At 73.8% G+C, this 15,959-nt stretch carries 17 protein-coding genes and 1 pseudogene; 1 reads left to right on the forward strand and 17 read right to left on the reverse strand.

Going from position 1 to position 15,959, the window contains the following annotated elements; translation table 11 throughout:
* Positions 1 to 28: 28 nt before the first annotated feature.
* From kynU to ACIQD7_RS29155, 14 genes and pseudogenes are all read right to left on the reverse strand, one after another.
* The gene (gene kynU, locus ACIQD7_RS29090; RefSeq protein ID WP_402445422.1) at positions 29 to 1,294 is read right to left on the reverse strand and encodes a kynureninase; all 1,266 of its coding nucleotides are present in this window, start codon (positions 1,292 to 1,294) and stop codon (positions 29 to 31) included.
* Positions 1,287 to 2,177, reverse strand: a complete 891-nt coding sequence (locus ACIQD7_RS29095; protein ID WP_402445424.1) for a tryptophan 2,3-dioxygenase — start codon at positions 2,175 to 2,177, stop codon at positions 1,287 to 1,289. The genes kynU and ACIQD7_RS29095 overlap by 8 nt, the downstream gene beginning before the upstream one ends.
* Before the next feature lie 121 nt (positions 2,178 to 2,298).
* A complete protein-coding gene (locus tag ACIQD7_RS29100) occupies positions 2,299 to 2,478 on the reverse strand; it encodes a DUF3152 domain-containing protein (RefSeq protein ID WP_402445453.1) in 180 nt (59 codons plus the stop codon).
* An 82-nt stretch (positions 2,479 to 2,560) separates the two neighbouring features.
* A pseudogene (locus ACIQD7_RS29105) lies at positions 2,561 to 3,088 on the reverse strand (DUF3152 domain-containing protein); the annotation flags it as partial.
* A 414-nt stretch (positions 3,089 to 3,502) separates the two neighbouring features.
* Positions 3,503 to 3,916, reverse strand: a complete 414-nt coding sequence (locus tag ACIQD7_RS29110; protein ID WP_121833705.1) for a DUF3151 domain-containing protein — start codon at positions 3,914 to 3,916, stop codon at positions 3,503 to 3,505.
* A gap of 112 nt (positions 3,917 to 4,028) precedes the next feature.
* Complete coding sequence (locus tag ACIQD7_RS29115; protein ID WP_402445425.1) at positions 4,029 to 5,540, reverse strand: MFS transporter; 1,512 nt, start codon at positions 5,538 to 5,540, stop codon at positions 4,029 to 4,031.
* 39 nt (positions 5,541 to 5,579) lie between these two features.
* Positions 5,580 to 6,740, reverse strand: a complete 1,161-nt coding sequence (locus ACIQD7_RS29120) for a MalY/PatB family protein (RefSeq protein ID WP_402445426.1) — start codon at positions 6,738 to 6,740, stop codon at positions 5,580 to 5,582.
* Positions 6,741 to 6,824: 84 nt separating this feature from the next.
* Entirely contained in the window at positions 6,825 to 7,847 is a 1,023-nt protein-coding gene (gene fbaA, locus ACIQD7_RS29125; RefSeq protein WP_062754101.1) for a class II fructose-bisphosphate aldolase, read from the reverse strand.
* Between the two features lie 222 nt (positions 7,848 to 8,069).
* The gene (gene pyrE, locus ACIQD7_RS29130; RefSeq protein ID WP_121833708.1) at positions 8,070 to 8,609 is read right to left on the reverse strand and encodes an orotate phosphoribosyltransferase; all 540 of its coding nucleotides are present in this window, start codon (positions 8,607 to 8,609) and stop codon (positions 8,070 to 8,072) included.
* 26 nt (positions 8,610 to 8,635) lie between these two features.
* Complete coding sequence (locus ACIQD7_RS29135; protein WP_402445454.1) at positions 8,636 to 9,421, reverse strand: aldose 1-epimerase; 786 nt, start codon at positions 9,419 to 9,421, stop codon at positions 8,636 to 8,638.
* A 72-nt stretch (positions 9,422 to 9,493) separates the two neighbouring features.
* Entirely contained in the window at positions 9,494 to 10,423 is a 930-nt protein-coding gene (locus tag ACIQD7_RS29140; protein WP_402445428.1) for an SRPBCC family protein, read from the reverse strand.
* 68 nt (positions 10,424 to 10,491) lie between these two features.
* Complete coding sequence (locus tag ACIQD7_RS29145) at positions 10,492 to 12,150, reverse strand: polyamine aminopropyltransferase (protein ID WP_402445429.1); 1,659 nt, start codon at positions 12,148 to 12,150, stop codon at positions 10,492 to 10,494.
* Between the two features lie 74 nt (positions 12,151 to 12,224).
* Positions 12,225 to 12,743: a DUF2617 family protein gene (locus tag ACIQD7_RS29150; RefSeq protein WP_053649848.1), complete on the reverse strand. Its 519-nt coding sequence runs from the start codon at positions 12,741 to 12,743 to the stop codon at positions 12,225 to 12,227.
* A 331-nt stretch (positions 12,744 to 13,074) separates the two neighbouring features.
* Entirely contained in the window at positions 13,075 to 13,395 is a 321-nt protein-coding gene (locus tag ACIQD7_RS29155) for a hypothetical protein (protein WP_402445431.1), read from the reverse strand.
* A gap of 100 nt (positions 13,396 to 13,495) precedes the next feature.
* Between ACIQD7_RS29155 and ACIQD7_RS29160 the strand changes: the two genes are divergently transcribed.
* Positions 13,496 to 14,665, forward strand: a complete 1,170-nt coding sequence (locus ACIQD7_RS29160; RefSeq protein WP_402445433.1) for a pyridoxal phosphate-dependent aminotransferase — start codon at positions 13,496 to 13,498, stop codon at positions 14,663 to 14,665.
* A gap of 87 nt (positions 14,666 to 14,752) precedes the next feature.
* On the opposite strand, the gene ACIQD7_RS29165 is transcribed toward ACIQD7_RS29160, so the two are convergent.
* The 3 genes from ACIQD7_RS29165 to ACIQD7_RS29175 all read right to left on the reverse strand — a co-directional run bounded on the left by ACIQD7_RS29165 (position 14,753) and on the right by ACIQD7_RS29175 (position 15,944).
* Positions 14,753 to 15,286 carry a YbjN domain-containing protein gene (locus ACIQD7_RS29165; RefSeq protein ID WP_121830297.1) on the reverse strand — a complete coding sequence of 178 codons (534 nt, stop codon included), beginning with the start codon at positions 15,284 to 15,286 and terminating at the stop codon, positions 14,753 to 14,755.
* Positions 15,287 to 15,357: 71 nt separating this feature from the next.
* Positions 15,358 to 15,681 (reverse strand): type II toxin-antitoxin system PemK/MazF family toxin, encoded by a 324-nt coding sequence (locus tag ACIQD7_RS29170; protein WP_402445435.1) that lies wholly within the window; start codon positions 15,679 to 15,681, stop codon positions 15,358 to 15,360.
* On the reverse strand, positions 15,678 to 15,944 hold the full coding sequence (locus ACIQD7_RS29175; RefSeq protein ID WP_202528892.1) for a hypothetical protein: 267 nt from the start codon (positions 15,942 to 15,944) through the stop codon (positions 15,678 to 15,680). The genes ACIQD7_RS29170 and ACIQD7_RS29175 overlap by 4 nt, the downstream gene beginning before the upstream one ends.
* Positions 15,945 to 15,959 lie beyond the last annotated feature (15 nt).

Consider the following 15,959-nt stretch of genomic DNA (forward strand, 5'->3'; position numbering starts at 1 on the left):
CCGTACGACCGGTCGGAGGCCGCGCCCGTTACGCGGCCGGCACGTCCGCCAGGACCTCCGCCAGGATCCGTGCCGCGCGCTCCGCGTCCGCGAACCCGACGTACAGCGGCGTGAAGCCGAACCGCAGGACGTCGGGGCGGCGCAGGTCGCCCACGACCCCGCGCCGGATCAGCTCGGCCATCACCGCCGGGGCCTCGGCGCAGCGCAGCGCGACCTGGCTGCCGCGCTCGCCGTGCGCCTCCGGCGTGACCGACGCGACCCGGCCCGCAGGGGCGTACGCCTCCACGCACTCCAGGAAGAAGTCCGTCAGGGCCAGGGACTTGGCCCGCACGTCCTCGACCGCGACCCCGTCCCACACGTCGAGGGCCGCTTCCAGCGCGAGGAGGGAGAGGATGTCGGGGGTGCCGACCCGGCCCCGTACGGCGCCGGCCGCCGCCTCGTACCCGGGGGTCATGGCGAACGGGTCGGCGTGCGAGTTCCAGCCGGGCAGCGGCGAGTCGAAGGCCGCCTGGTGGCGCTCGGCGACGTACAGGTAGGCGGGCGAACCGGGGCCGCCGTTCAGGTACTTGTACGTGCAGCCGACGGCCAGGTCGACCCCGTGCGCGTCCAGGCCGACGGGCAGGGCGCCCGCGCTGTGGCACAGGTCCCAGACGGCGAGCGCGCCCGCCGCGTGCAGGGCGGCGGTGACGCCCGGCAGGTCGTGGAGCCGGCCGCTGCGGTAGTCGACGTGGTTGACGAGGGCGGCGGCCGTGCGCGGGCCCGCCGCCTCCGCCATCGCGGCCGGGTCGAGGGGCACGATCCGGTGACCCGTCATCCGCGCGGCCGACTCCGCGATGTACCCGTCCGTGGGAAAGGTCGTGGCGTCCACCAGGATCTCGTCGCGTCCGTCGCCCGCGAGACGGGCGGCGGCGACGACCGCCTTGAAGACGTTCACGCTGGTCGAGTCGCCGACCACGACCTGCCCGGGACCGGCGCCGACGATCGGCGCGATCCGCTCGCCGACCCGCTCGGGCGCGGTCCACCAGCCGGACTCGTCCCAGGAGCGGATGCGCAGCTCGCCCCACTCGCGGGTGATGACGTCGGCCATCCGGGCGGGGACGTGGGCGGGCAGCGCGCCGAGCGAGTTGCCGTCGAGGTAGACGGTGTCCGCGTCGAGGGCGAACTTCTCGCGGTGTCCGGCCAGTGCGTCGGCCGCGTCGAGGTCCCGGGCCCGGGTTTCGAGGTGGTCCTCGCGACGGCTCTTGAGGCGGTCCTTGAGCTGGTCCTTGAGACGGCCCTTGAGGAGATCAGACATGGCTGCGGGCCGTCCAGAGCTCGGGGAACACGTTCTTCTGGGCCCGCTTCTCCAGCCAGGCCACGCCGGCCGAACCGCCGGTGCCGGTCTTGGCGCCCATCGCGCGCCGGGTCGCCACCAGGTGGTCGTTGCGCCAGCGCCAGACCAGTTCGGCCACGTCGCTCAGGGCCTCGCCGAGGCGGACCAGCTCGCCGTTCTGGTCGGGGTCGGCGTAGATCCCGGCCCAGACCGCCTCGACCTCGGGCGAGGAGTCGTACCGCTTCGCGAGGTCGCGGTTCAGGACGGCGGCCGGGACGGGCAGGCCGCGCCGGGCGAGCAGGCCGAGGACCTCGTCGTACAGGCTCGGCTCGTGGAGGGCCTTCTCCAGCTCGGCGTGGACGCGGGGCGCGCCCCGGTGCGGGACGAGCATGGACGCGGACTTCTCGCCGAGCAGGAACTCCATCCGGCGGTACATCGCCGACTGGAACCCGGAGCCCTCGCCGAGCGCCCCCCGGTAGGAGTTGAACTGGGCGGGGGTGAGGTGGGCGAGCGGCCGCCAGGAGTGGTTCAGGGCCTCCAGCTCGCGCACGGAGCGCTTGAGCGCGTCCATGGCGACGGGGATCCGGTCCTCGCGCAGGGCGCGGCTCGCGGTCTCCCACTCGTGCACGATCACCGTGAACCACAGCTCCATGACCTGGGTGGTGACCAGGAAGACCATCTCGCCGGGGTCGTCCGAGCGAAGGTGCTGGAGGTGGGTGAGGACGTCCGCCTGGACGTAGTCCTCGTACGGCGTCGTGCCCGCGAAGTCGAGGTTCGGGGCCTCGACGGCCGCGTCGGCGCCGGAGGCTCCGGAGGTGTCGGGAGAAGTCCCGGAGGCATCGGGAGAACCCGGGAAGGTGGACATTTCTGTCTCCTCGGTACGTTCTACCGGGTAGCGGTCCGCTCGCACCGTGCGGCACCTCGTGCGGCACGGGAGCTCCGGTCCCCTCGGGAGGCGCGCTCCGTCGCGCGCCGTCCCAAACGCATCATGGCACGATCGGCCCCGTGATGTAGCTCCCGTCTTCGTCATACGGATAAGCGTTCGAAACGCAGCCGTCCAGGCCCTTGATCTGCTGCATCATCGCGGGGGCGGGCTTTCCCGGCCCCGGGCAGGCCATGTGCTCCCGGATGCCGATCTCGTGCCCGACCTCGTGGTTGATGATCAGGTGCCGGTACTCGGCGGGCTCCCCCCGCGAAGGTCGGGGAGCCGAGCATCCACCGCCTGAGGTTCACGACGACGCCCTCGGTGGTCTCGCAGTTCAGCTCGCCGCCGGTGTCGAGGCCCTCGCGGAGGCAGAGCGCGTCCGCCGTGTCCGGGGTGGCGATCCGGATGACGAAGTCGGCCTCCTCGCCCTCGGAGACCAGCTGGAAGCGGCCCCGGCCGTGCGCGGCCCAGCCCTGCGGATGGGCCAGGATCCGCTGGATCTCGGCGGCCGTCCCGTCCGCCCGGAGCTCGATGCCGTCCTCGACCAGGACCCGGTAGCGGCGCAGGACGCCGCCGGTGCCGGTGGGGGCGCCGGAGGCCCGCGCGGTGGTGAAGGTTCCGGAGCCGGAGCGGGGCACCACGGGCTTCTCCGGGAGGGCCTCGGGCGTGGGAGCGGGCGTCGTCTTCGGGCTCGCCCCGGGCGTGGTGGGCCCGGGCGTCGGCGTCCGCTTCGGTTTCACGGCCGGCGTCGGGGCCGGCGGGGCCGGGGCCCGGGTCGGTGCCGCCGTGGTGGGCCGGGGCGCGGGCGGGGCGGGCGCCGGTTCCGCGCTGACGGCCTCGGGGCCGGGCATGGGGAGGGCCGGGAAGGCCCGTTCGCCGGCCGTTCCGCCGTGGAAGTGGGCGAGGGCCGCGCCGCCGCCGAGCGCGAGGGTCGCCAGGACCAGGGCGGGGAGGGCGAGCCGGCGCACGGGCCCGCGTCCGCCTCCGCCCCGTCGGCGGCCCTGCGCGCGTCGCCGTCCTGCGGGTGCGGCACGTTTGCCCACGACAGACTTCTCCCTGCTTCCGGCCGGTGTGGGGGAAGAGGGAGGGACCTCGGTACCGGCGTTCGTCGGTGCTGCGGTTCCGGGGATCGTACCGGTCCCGCTCGAACAGACTCGAAAAACGCGCGGGCGGTTCCGCTCAAGCGTGCGACGTCGAAGAAGGGGCGAAAAGGCGTCGGGGCGGCGGCCGTTCACCGGCCGCCGCCCCGGGGAGTCGCGTCCGGGTCAGCCGAGCGTCTCCGCCGCCGTCTCCGAGGAGTCGCGCAGGAAGGACGTGCAGCGCTCGTACTCCTCCTTCTCGCCGATCTCGCCGGCCGCCCGGGCCAGGGCGTGCAGCGCGCGCAGGAAGCCGCGGTTCGGCTCGTGCTCCCACGGGACCGGGCCGTGGCCCTTCCAGCCGTTGCGGCGCAGGGCGTCCAGGCCCCGGTGGTAGCCGGTGCGGGCGTAGGCGTACGACTCGACGACCCGGCCGCCCTCGAAGGCGTCGTCGGCGAGGCGCGCCCAGGCGAGCGAGGAGGTCGGGTACTTCGCGGCGACCTCCGCCGGAGCCGTGCCGCTCGCGAGCAGTTCGCGCGGGCCCGGCTCGTCGGGCAGGTGGGTGGGGGCGGGTCCCCCCAGCAGGTTCTCGTGGATGGCCATGGGCCCAGTCTGCCTCAGGACGACCGTCCCGAACCGCCCCCGGCCAGGCGGCCGGGTGCGGCCGCAGGGTCCGGATGCCGGGCCCGCCCCCCGCCGACCGCCCCCGCCCCGCTCAGCGCTCCGCGTCCGCCGACCGGCCGCCCGGGTCCAGCGGCGGGGCCTGCACCCCGCAGTGCACCCGGCACTCCGGGTGGCAGCGGGCCCCGGCACCGGCCCCCGCACCCGCCTCCGCATCGGCACCGGCCCCGGCGGCCGCGCCCGCGCCCCGCATCGTCGTCCAGGCCAGGACCGCGCCCGCCACCAGGATCCCCGCGCACATCGGCATCGCGCGCCGGAACGTCTCCCCGAACTCGGCCGCCGAGCGGTACGCCTCCGGCCCCATCCCCGCCAGCATCGGCAGCGCGGCCACCGCGAGCAGCCCGGCCGCCCGCGCCGCCGCGTTGTTGATCCCGCTCGCCAGGCCCGCCCGGGAGACGTCCACCGAGGCGAGGACGGTCGCGGTCAGCGGGGCGACCAGGGCCGTCATGCCGAGCCCGAGGACCAGCAGCGCGGGCAGCACGTCCCGTACGTACGAGGCGTCCTCGCCCACCCGCAGCATCAGCAGCATCCCGGCGGCGCACAGCAGCGGCCCGGCCGTGAGCGGGATCCGGGGGCCGATCCGCTCCCCCAGCTCCCCGGACTTCGCCGAGAACAGCAGCATGAGCACGGTCGTCGGCAGCAGGGCCGTGCCGGCGGCGAGTGCCGAGTAGCCGGAGACCACCTGGAGCTGGAGCGCCGCCAGGAAGAAGAACCCGCCGAAAGCGGCGTACACGCAGAGGGTGACCAGGTTGACGGCCGTGAAGGTCTTCGAGCGGAAGATCGACGGCGGCACCATCGCCGCCTCCCCGCGCCGCCGCTCCACCCCCACGAAGCACGCCCCGACCACGACCCCGGCCGCCCCCGCCCACCAGGCCGCCCCGATCAGCGCGTACGTCACCAGCGCGAGCGCCGCCGCGCCCAGGAACGCGCCGAGCACGTCGAAGCGGCCGTGCGCGGTCTCGTCCCGCGACTCGGGCACGTGCCGGAGGGCGACCGGGACGCAGACGAGGGCGAGCGGCACGTTCAGCAGGAACACCCACCGCCAGCCCGGCCCGTCCACCAGCCAGCCGCCGACGAACGGCCCGATCGCCGCGCCCACCCCGCCGAAGCCCGACCAGAGCCCGACGGCCCTGGCCCGGTCGTCCTCGTGGAAGCTCGCCTGGATCAGCGCGAGCGACCCGGGCGTGAGCAGCGCACCGCCCACGCCCTGGAGCGCGCGGGCCGCGATCAGGACCCCGGCGTTCGGGGCGAGGCCGCAGAGCAGCGAGGCGGCGGCGAACCACACCACCCCGGTCACGAAGACCCGTCGCCGTCCGAACCGGTCGCCCAGCGAACCGCCGAGCAGGATGAGCCCGGCCAGGGTCAGCATGTAGGCGTTGACCGTCCACTGGAGCACCGCGAGGTCGGCGCCGAGGTCCTCGCCGATGTGCGGCAGGGCGACGTTGACGACGGTGGAGTCGAGCAGCGCCATCCCGGAGCCCAGGACGGTGGTGAAGACGATCCACCGCCCCGCCCCGGAGGCCATCCGCACGTCCCGCTCGCCCATGTCCGCATGGTCTCGCGAAACGCCCCGCCGCGCGCGGCCTCAGCCGGTCCGCAGCCGGTTCGCCGCCCTGATCAGGGCCTCCACGCCCCGCTCGGCCTTCTTCCGGGGGCAGCCCACGTTCAGCCGGACGAAGCCCGGCGTGCCGTACGTGCCGCCCGGCATGATCGCGACCTTCTCCGCCGTGACCAGCTCCTCCTGGAGCCGGGTCTCCTCGATTCCGAGGGGCCGCAGGTCGATCCAGGCCAGATAGCCGGCCTGCGGGGGCTCCCAGACCACCCCGGGCAGGCCCTCGGCAAGCCGCTCCCGGACCAGCTCCATCGTGCCCGCGACGTAGCCGCGCAGCTCGTCCAGCCAGGCCGCGCCGTGCCGGTACGCGGCGATGTGGGCGGTCAGCGAGAGCACGGCGGGCGAGGCGAGGCCCTCGCCGGTCTCCATCCGCCGCACGAAGGCCGCGCGCTCGTCGGGGTCGCCGACGATCCCGTACGAGCCGGAGAGCGCGGGGAAGTTGAAGGCCTTGGTGCCCGAGGTGACCAGCGCCCAGCGGCGGCCCCGGCCGCGCTCCGCGATCCGGGTCCACGGCACGTGCCGGTGGCCCTCGCCGGTCAGATCGGCGTGGATCTCGTCGCTGACGACGCTCACGCCGTGCCGCTCGGCCAGCTCCGCGAAGGCGGTCAGCTCCGCCTCCGTCCACACCCGGCCGGTCGGGTTGTGCGGGGAGCAGAGCAGCAGCATCCGGCTGTCCGGCCGGGCCAGCTCGCGCTCCAGGGCCTCCGTGTCCCCGACCGGGACCCCGCGCAGCTCGCGCCCGAGCCCGGTCACGGCCTTGCGGAAGCCGTCGTACGTGGGGGTGTGGACGACCACGCCGTCGCCGGGCTCCGTCCACATCCGCAGGAGCTGCGAAAGCTGGTTGAGCACGGAGGGCGCGTACACCAGCGACTCCGGGTCGATCACGGCGTCGTACCGGCTCGCGTACCAGTGGCGTATCGCCTCGCGGAAGTCCCCGAGCCGCCAGTCCGTGTAGCCGAAGACCCCGTGGTCGACGCGCTCGCGCAGGGCGGCGAGCACCTCCGGCGGGGAGGCGAAGTCCATGTCGGAGATGGTGAAGGGCAGCAGGTCGGGCACGCCGAAGCGGTCCGCGATCCCGTCCCACTGGACGGACCAGGTGCCGCGCCGGTCGATCTCCCGGTCGAAGTCGTACATCAGGCCCTCTCGCCCTTCTCGTCGGCACGCGAAGGGCCCGCCACCCCGGGAAGCGGGGTGCCGGGCCCTTCGCTCATGACGTGCTTACTTCAGCTTGGTGCCGGTCGAGCGCAGCGCGGCACACGCCTCGGTCACGCGGACGGCCATGCCGGCCTCGGCCAGCTTGCCCCAGGTGCGCGGGTCGTAGGTGGACTTCTTGCCGACCTCGCCGTCGACCTTCAGGACGCCGTCGTAGTTGCGGAACATGTGGTCCACGACCGGACGGGTGAAGGCGTACTGGGTGTCGGTGTCGAGGTTCATCTTCACGACGCCGTTCTCCAGCGCGGTGGCGATCTCCTCCGCCGTGGAGCCCGAGCCGCCGTGGAAGACGAAGTCGAACGGGTCGGCCTTGCCGAACTTCGCGGCGACGCCCGCCTGGAGGTCCTTGAGGAGCTCGGGGCGGAGCACGACGTTGCCCGGCTTGTAGACGCCGTGCACGTTGCCGAAGGACGCGGCGAGCAGGTAGCGGCCCTTCTCGCCCAGGCCCAGGGCCTCGGCGGTGCGGATCGCGTCGTCGACGGTGGTGTACAGCTCGTCGTTGATCTCGTGGGTGACGCCGTCCTCCTCGCCGCCGGTCGGGGTGATCTCGACCTCGAGGATGATCTTGGCGGCGGCGGCCTTCGCGAGCAGCTCCTGGCCGATGGCCAGGTTGTCCGCGAGGGTCTCGGCGGAGCCGTCCCACATGTGCGACTGGAACAGCGGGTTCTCGCCCCGGGCGACGCGCTCGGCGGAGACCTCCAGCAGCGGACGGACGTAGCCGTCCAGCTTGTCCTTCGGGCAGTGGTCGGTGTGGAGGGCGACCGTGATGTCGTACTTCGCGGCGACGATGTGCGCGAACTCGGCCAGGGCGACGGCGCCCGTGACCATGTCCTTGTTGTACTGACCGCCCAGGAACTCGGCACCGCCGGTCGAGATCTGGATGATGCCGTCGCTCTCGGCCTCCGCGAAGCCGCGCAGAGCAGCGTGCAGGGTCTGGGACGAGGTCACGTTGATGGCCGGGTAGGCGAACTTGCCTGCCTTCGCCCGGTCGAGCATCTCGTTGTAGACCTCGGGGGTTGCGATGGGCATTCGTCCGCTCCTTGTGATGTGCGGGGTGTGTGCTGTTGCTGTCCCTGACCTGGGGGCGACGTCATCGTCGCCCCCATCCTTCCAGACTCTGGTGCGGGCTCCCATGGGCCCGGCACGCCGAGGGGCGGGGTGTTTCACGTGAAACACCCCGCCCCTGGCCAAAAGTGCAGGTCAGCGCCGTTCTTGCCCTGTCCCGGGACCTACGTCACGACTTCGCGGCAGTTACGCCAGGCCGAGGTCGCCGAGCCGGTAGCCGGTGAGGTACGGCAGCCCCGCCTCCGCGATGGCACCGGCGGCGCCCCGGTCCACGATCGTCGCCACGGCGACGACCTCGCCGCCCGCCTCTCGGACGGCCTCGACGGCGGTGAGCGGCGAGCCGCCGGTGGTCGAGGTGTCCTCGACGACGAGGCAGCGACGGCCCTTGACGTCCGTCCCCTCGATACGGCGCTGCATTCCGTGCGCCTTCTGCGCCTTCCGAACGACGAAGGCGTCGAGGCGCTGCCCGCGCGCGGCGGAGGCGTGCAGCATCGAGGTGGCGACCGGGTCGGCGCCCAGGGTCAGACCGCCGACGCAGTCGAAGTCCAGCTCGGCGGTGAGGTCGAGCATGACCTGACCCACCATCGGGGCGGCCTCGCCGTCCAGCGTGATCCGGCGCAGGTCGATGTAGTAGTCGGCTTCCAGACCCGAGGAGAGGGTCACCTTGCCGTGTACCACGGCCTTGTCCTTGATCTGCTGGAGCAGCTCAGCGCGTACGTCAGTCATGGTTCCGAGCTTAAGGGGCCCGCTGGTCAGAGGCGCCGCCAGCTCCAGGTGCTCGCGATCTCCAGGGGGTCGATCGGGGTGACCAGGCGCGGGTGGGTGTTGAGGCCGTTCGGGGGGCCGGACTGGGGCTCGACGCAGACCGCCTCCGCCTGCTCGTCGTAGATCACGACCCATTCGGCGCGGCTGGCGACCTTCAGCTCCAGCTCCTCCGGCCAGGTGAGGGTGACGTCGACGCCGCCGGGCATTCCGAAGCAGTCGTCCCAGGGGCCGGGGAGGGGGTCGATCCGGCGGCCGGTGGGGAGGTGGTTCCCGCCGCGCTCCTCCTGCCAGGCGGGCGCGAAGTCGACCCGTACGTCCTGACCGCCCCGGCCGAGGTTGCGCAGGAACCAGGGGTGCCAGCCGGCCTGCGCCGGGAACGAGTCGTCGTAGGTCTCGACGCCGAAGCGGAGCGTGAGGGAGTCCTCGGCCAGCTCGAAGACCTGGGTGACCCGGCCCCCGTACGGCCAGGGGTCGCCGAGCTCGCAGACGAAGACGGCCTCGGTCGCGGAGGCGCGGGCGGTCTTCCAGGCGAGGTCGCGGACGGTGCCGTGGATGGCGTGCGGGGGCGCGTTGACCGGGAGCCGGTGGACGGTGGCGCCGTTGCGGAAGCGCCCGTCCTCGGTCCGCCCGCACCAGGGCACCATCGGGAAGCACCCGTACCGCTCGCCCTGGCGCAGCACCTCGGTGCCGCCGATGCGCAGGCCCTCGATGCGGCAGCCGTTGTCGGGGTCGATGGTCAACTCGGCGTCGCCCGCCGTCAGTCGCGTCTGCATGCTCACACCCCGACCCTAAGCCTGCGGGGCACGGAACGCGGCCGACCGTTTCGGCGGCGCCCCGGGGTGTCCTCAGCGGCGCCGGCGCAGGGCGCGGCCGACGACGACGGCGGAGGCGAGCGCGAGGGCCGCGGCCGGGGCGATCCAGCGCAGGGTGGCCCCGGCGCTGGTCGTCTCCGGGGCGGGGACGGGGGCGTACCGGCCGCGCGGCGGAGCGTGGTCGACCTCCTCGGCGCTCCGCCCGATCATGGTCCGGCGCGCGTGGGCGGCCTCGGCGGCGGGCTGCGGGGCGGGGAACTCGATCGGCGCGTCCCCGAAGGCCTCGCCGGGGAGGGGGTCGAGGGCAGGGGGCGGGGCGTCGAAGACGACGCCGCGGTCGGAGGGCTCCTCCACGCCGTCGTCGACACCGTCGTCGACACCGTCGTCGTTGTCGTCGGTGTTGTCGGCGGCGCCGTCGCCGTTGTCGGCCCTCTCCGCACCCTCGGCGCCCTCAGCGGCCCCGGAGCCCTCGTCGCCCTCGCCGCCGGAAGCGCCCCCGGCACCGGCACCGAAAACTGCACCGGCGCCGCCCCCCGGCTCCTCCCCCGCCACCTCCGTCAGCGTCTCCACGAACCGGTCGAGCAGGCGCGTGCCCGCCGCCGTCCTGGTCGCGTCCGTCTCCCCGGCGAGCCGGCCGGTCGCCGTCAGGGCGCCCGTGAAGCTCAGGCTGGTGCCCTCGGCCACCGGGGTGAGGACGACGGTGAGCGACAGCTCCGCCCCGCCCTTGCCCCGGACCTCGGCGCCCTCGCCCTCGTAGGTGATGGCGCCGTCCCGCTCGACGATCCGCAGCGCGCCCCGGTAGGTGATGGTGTGGCCGCCGACCCGGACCCTGAGCCGGCCCGCGAGGGGGTCCGCGCCCGCGTCCCGCTGGAGACCGGGCACGCAGCGCACCACGCGGGCCGGGTCCGTGAGCGTCGCGCGCAGGGCCTCGGCCGGTACCGGGACGAACAGCTCATGCTCCATGGGAGCCGAGCCTACTCAGGCCGGGGCGCCGCGTCGCCTGTTCGCCCCGCACCGGACGCTCCCGCCGCTCAGTCGCCGTACCTCGGGTGCACCAGCGTCGAGGAGGGCGGTCCGTCGCCCGGGGGCCGCTCGACGCGGCGGGCGGCGGCCGCGAGCGCGTCCCCGTCGAGCGAGCGCGGCCGGGGCCCGGCGGGGTCGAGGCCGAGGACGGGCGGCCGGTCGCCCGGGACCGCCAGGAGGAAGCCCCAGTCGCAGGGCCCCGGGCCCGTACCGGCGACGCGGTCGGCGCGGTCGGGGCCCGCGGCGAAGCCGGGGGTGCGGCCGCCCGCGCTGTAGGGCCGGGTCGCGAAGCCGGCGGCCCGCAGGGTGGCGTCGACCGTCCAGTAGGTGCGGGGCCGGTCGGTGGGCGAGCCGGCGTGGACGGCGAACCGTCCGGACCCGTCGAGGACCCGGGCCACGAGCCCGTAGAACTCCTCCGAGTACAGCTTGGTGCTGGAGGTGATCCCGGGGTCGGGCAGGTCGGAGACCACCACGTCGTAACGTTCCCGCACCCGGTCGGCGGCGCCCCGCAGCCAGTGGAAGGCGTCCTCGTGGACCACCCGGACGCGCGGGTCGCGGAACGCCCCCGCGTTGAGCCGGGCGAGTGCCGGATCGGTGCGGGCGAGGCGTACGACCCCGGGGTCGAGCTCCACGACGGTCACGGACCGGACGCCGGGGTGGCGCAGCACCTCGCGGGCGGCCATCCCGTCCCCGCCGCCGACGATCAGGACGCGCGCGTGCGGGCCGTTCATCGCGGGGTGGACGAGCGCCTCGTGGTAGCGGTACTCGTCCTGCCCGGCGACCCGGAGCCGGCCGTCGAGGAACAGGTCGGGCGGCCCCTCCGGGCCCCCGGTCACCACGACCTCCTGGAGGTCGGTGTGGACGGCGACCCGCACGTGCTCCCCGTACACGGCCCGGCGCGCGGCCTGTTCGAAGTCGTCGACGAGGACGGTCGCGGTGCCGAGGACGGCCAGGACGCCCAGGTTCACGGCGAGGAGCAGGGCCCGGGAGCGGGCGGTCAGGTCGCGGCGGAACACCCAGAGGACGAGCCCGCCGCCCGCCACGGCGTTCACCGCGCCGGTGACGAGCGCGCCGGTGAGCTGGCCGAGCCAGGGCAGGAGCAGGAACGGGAAGGCGAGGCCGCCGACCAGCGCGCCGACGTAGTCGGCGGCGAAGAGGTCGGCGACCGTCCCGGCCGCGTCGTCCGGCTCCCCGGGCGCCCCCTTCCGGCCGGTGCGCTGCATCAGCGACATCAGGAGGGGGATCTCCGCGCCGATGAGGACCCCGGTCGCGAGCGAGAACGCCACGACCACGTACCGCGACTCGCCGAGCCAGGCGAAGGCCGCGTACAGCACCATCGCCGAGCAGCCGCCGACGAGCGCGAGCGCGGCCTCGACCAGGCCGAAGCCGACGGCGGCGCGGCAGCGCAGCCGCTTGGCGAGGAGCGAGCCCACCCCCATCGCGAACACCATCACGGAGAGCACGACGGAGGCCTGGGTGACCGAGTCCCCGATCAAGTACGAGGAGAGGGCGACCAGTTCGAGCTCGTAGACCAGACCGCAGGCCGCGCAGACGAAGACCACCGCGAGGACCGGGAACCGTACCGCCTCGCGCGGCCGGACGGGCCGCCGCGCGGGCGCCCGCCGTGCCCGCTCCTCGGGTGGCACGGTCAGGGTCGGCTCGATCATGCGGTAACGCTACGTCACGACCCGAGCGCCCCTCGTCACCCGCACGGGTGCACATGGGGTTTTCGGGGGGCGCATCAGAGTGCGGCGGGCATACGCGCGCCGATCCTGGTCCTGGTCACCACCAACTGCCCCTCCTGCGGGTAGGCGTGCCAGGTGCGCCACCGCACCTGCCCCTCGTGACGCTGCGCCAGCATCGCGGTGAAGGCGTGCGGGGAGCCGGGGAAGGTGCCGGCGAGGCCGTGCGGATGGTCGGCGACGAGCGCGAGCAGCTCCTGCGCGCGGCCCGCGAAGGAACCGTCCGAGAGCGTCTCGACGCGCGCGGCGAATTCGTACTCCCAGCCGCCGACCCGCTTGGAGACGCCGAGCGGGAGCGGGGTGCTGCTGCCGGGCATACAGGCGACGGTCTCCGAGCAGGTGCGCCCCTCCTCCTCCAGGAGGACCTGGTGGGAGGCGCCGAGCAGCCTCAACTGGAGCTTGGCGCCGGAGAGTTCGAGGTCGAGGACGGCGAGGGCGGGCAGCGGCTCGCGCCCGAGCGCCCAGGCCAGATCGGCCGCGCGCGTGTCGGTGTAGGAGGTCTTGAGGGAGGTGAGCATGGGTCGGCTCCGCAAACACGGTTTGACGGGTGGGCCGGGGGCGCCCCGGTGAAGGGTTTCAACGGGAGTGGGGAATCGCCGGCTCGGGTCCACACACGGTCCGAGGGCTGTCTCTGTCAGGAGCGAGAGAACCACGGACGCCGGACGACTCGCAGCGTTTTTACCCAACTTGCCGTGGTTTCCAACCCCTTCGGGGACTCCACAGTTCACTTGTTCAACCGGATTCGACCGCCGGGGCGCGCGCCGGCGGACGGCCCCGTGTGCTCGGACCCCCGTCCGCATGCGCGTACCGGCGGGCCGCCGACACCCCCGTGGCCGGCGGCCCGCCCGCTCAGCTGCCGCCGCAGCCACCGCCCCCGCAGCTGGAGCTGGAGCTGCCGGAGCCACAGGAGCTGCTGGAACCGCAGGAGCTGCTGGAGCCGCAGGAGCCGCCCCCGCCGATCCAGCCGCCGCTGTCGCCGCCGCTGCTGCTCTTCCGCCGTCCGCTCCGCTTCGTGCTCCCGGAGCGGGCGGCGGCGACGCGGTACGCGGCGAGGGACCTGCGGATGGCCGCGCGCTGGGCGGCGGCCCTGCGCCGCTTCTCGGCGGTGGTGACGAGCCCGATGACGACGACGGCGGCCACCACGAGGAAGGTGCCGATGATGAGTGCCATGAGTACTACCCCCGTTCTTCTGTGCGAGGGAGATTCCCATGCCGTTCCCGGCCCAAAGCACACTTGAGCAAGTCCAGAGCTTGGGCCCAGGATGGCGGGCATGACACGACCGCCGCTCAACCGCCGCCTCGCCGAGTTCGGCACGACGATCTTCGCCGAGATGTCCGCGCTCGCCGCCGAGACCGGCGCGATCAACCTCGGCCAGGGCTTCCCCGACACCGACGGCCCGGAGGAGATCAGGGAGGCGGCGGTGCGCGCCCTGCGGGACGGCCGGGGCAACCAGTACCCGCCGGGTCCGGGCGTCCCCGAGCTGCGGGCGGCGATCGCGGACCACCAGCGGGAGCGGTACGGCCTGGAGTACGACCCCGACGCGGAGGTCCTCGTCACGGCGGGCGCCACAGAGGCGATCGCGGCCGCGCTGCTCGCCCTGGTCGAGCCGGGCGACGAGGTGATCGCCCTGGAGCCGTACTACGACTCGTACGCGGCCTGCGTCGCGATGGCCGGCGGCACCCGCGTCCCGGTCACCCTCCGGCCCCGCGAGGGCTCCTACGTCCTCGACCCGGACGAGCTGCGGGCCGCCGTCACCGACCGGACCCGGCTGATCCTGCTCAACACCCCGCACAACCCCACCGGCACCGTCCTGACCCGGGCCGAGCTGACGGCCGTGGCCGAGCTGGCGGTCGAGCGGGACCTGCTGGTCGTCACGGACGAGGTCTACGAGCACCTGGTCTTCGACGGCGCCGAGCACGTGCCGATCGCGAGCCTGCCGGGGATGCGGGAGCGCACGGTCACCATCTCCTCGGCCGGCAAGACGTTCTCGTTCACCGGCTGGAAGGTCGGCTGGATCACCGCGAGCCCCGAGCTGACCTCGGCCGTCCGCTCGGCCAAGCAGTTCCTCACGTACGTCTCCGCCGGACCGTTCCAGTACGCGGTCGCCGAGGCGCTCCGGCTCCCGGACGCGTACTTCGACGCCCTGCGCGCCGATCTGGCGGCCAAGCGGGACCTGCTGGGCGAGGGCCTCGCGCAGGCGGGCTTCGAGGTCTACCGGCCGTCCGGCACCTACTTCGTCACCACCGACATCCGGCCCCTGGGCGCCACCGACGGCTTCGCCTTCTGCCGCTCCCTCCCGGAGCGCGCCGGCGTGGTCGCCATCCCCAACGCCGTCTTCTACGACCACCGCGACGAGGGCGCCCCCTTCGTCCGCTTCGCCTTCTGCAAGAAGACCGAGGTCCTGGAGGAGGCGGTCTCCCGGCTCAAGCGGCTGGCCTGAGGAGGGCCCCGGCCCGGGGACGCGCGAAGGGCCCGGCTCCCCCGTGCGGGGAGGCCGGGCCCTCGGCGTGGTGCGGGGTGGGGAGGCTCAGGCCTCTTCGCCGCCGGTCTTGTCCTCCGGGGACTCCAGGCCGAACTGCTCCACGATCCACTTGTCGAACTCGATGGAGGCGCGGACCCAGCTGACCGTGGAGGACACGAAGTGCTCCAGGGCGACGCCGGTGCCGATCAGCATCTGGGCCTCGCCGATGAGACGGAGGGTGGCGGAGCCGTCCTCCTCCTCGTGCAGGTGGGTGTAGACCTTGGGCCACAGGGTGCGGCGGTTCCAGTCGTCGATCGCGTCGAGGACGCGCGCGCGGTCGTCGGCCGAGTGCGGACGGTCGTAGAACGTCCGGACCGAGAAGACCTGCTGCTCGTCCTCGCCGCGGAACATGAAGTAGGTGCGGAACTCCTCCCACGGCGCCGCGAGGTCACCCTCGTCGTCGACGACGTACTTCAGCTCCATCTGGTCGAGGAGCTGCTTGACGAGGTCCTGGTCGGGGACGACGGGGCCCGCCGGTCCTGCGGCCTGAGGCTGGGGCTGGCCCCCGAAATTCGGAATCGAGGACGGGTCGATGCTCACCGTGTATTTCCCTTCGTACGGATGCTCGCCATCCTCTCCCATCCCGGGCCTGTTGTGGCAACCCCGGGCCGTCAGAAGAGGCCGAGCTTGAGCATGAGGGCCCGGTCGAGGTCCCTCAGCTCCTCTGCGTCGAGCGCGCCTTTGAAGGCGCCGAAGCGCGCGGCCGGATCGACGGAGTAGATCTGGTCGGTGAGGATCCGCGTCGTCCGGCCGTCGAACTCGATCTCCGGCCGGTAGACCGTCGGCGCGGCGCTGGTCGACGTCATCGCGACCGTCACCGTCGACGTCGCGAACTGGTCCGACTGGATCACGACGGCGTAGCGGTTGCCCTGCTGCTCGTGGCCCCGGGCGCCGGGAAGCCGCCGGATCTCGACGATCGCCCCCCGGCGGATCATTTGCCGGGGGTCCGGGGGTCGCCCCCCGGAAAGGCACTGTACGAGGCGACGCCCATGAAGCGCTGGATCGCCAGCATCTCGGCCTGGTCGTCGGGGTCCGCTGCCACGCGGGCCGCGTCGGACTTCGCCTGCTCGATCAGCCGCTCCTTGTAGGTGCGCAGGAGGGCGTAGCGCACGGCCTCGCTGCGCGAGCCGAACTCCTCCGCGAGCGCCCTTATGGCCGCCTCCATGGACTCGTCCGTGCGGACGTTCAGAGTTCCCATGGAGGCAGCGTATCG

The sequence above is a fragment of the Streptomyces sp. NPDC093071 genome (assembly GCF_044754545.1).
GTDB lineage: Bacteria > Actinomycetota > Actinomycetes > Streptomycetales > Streptomycetaceae > Streptomyces.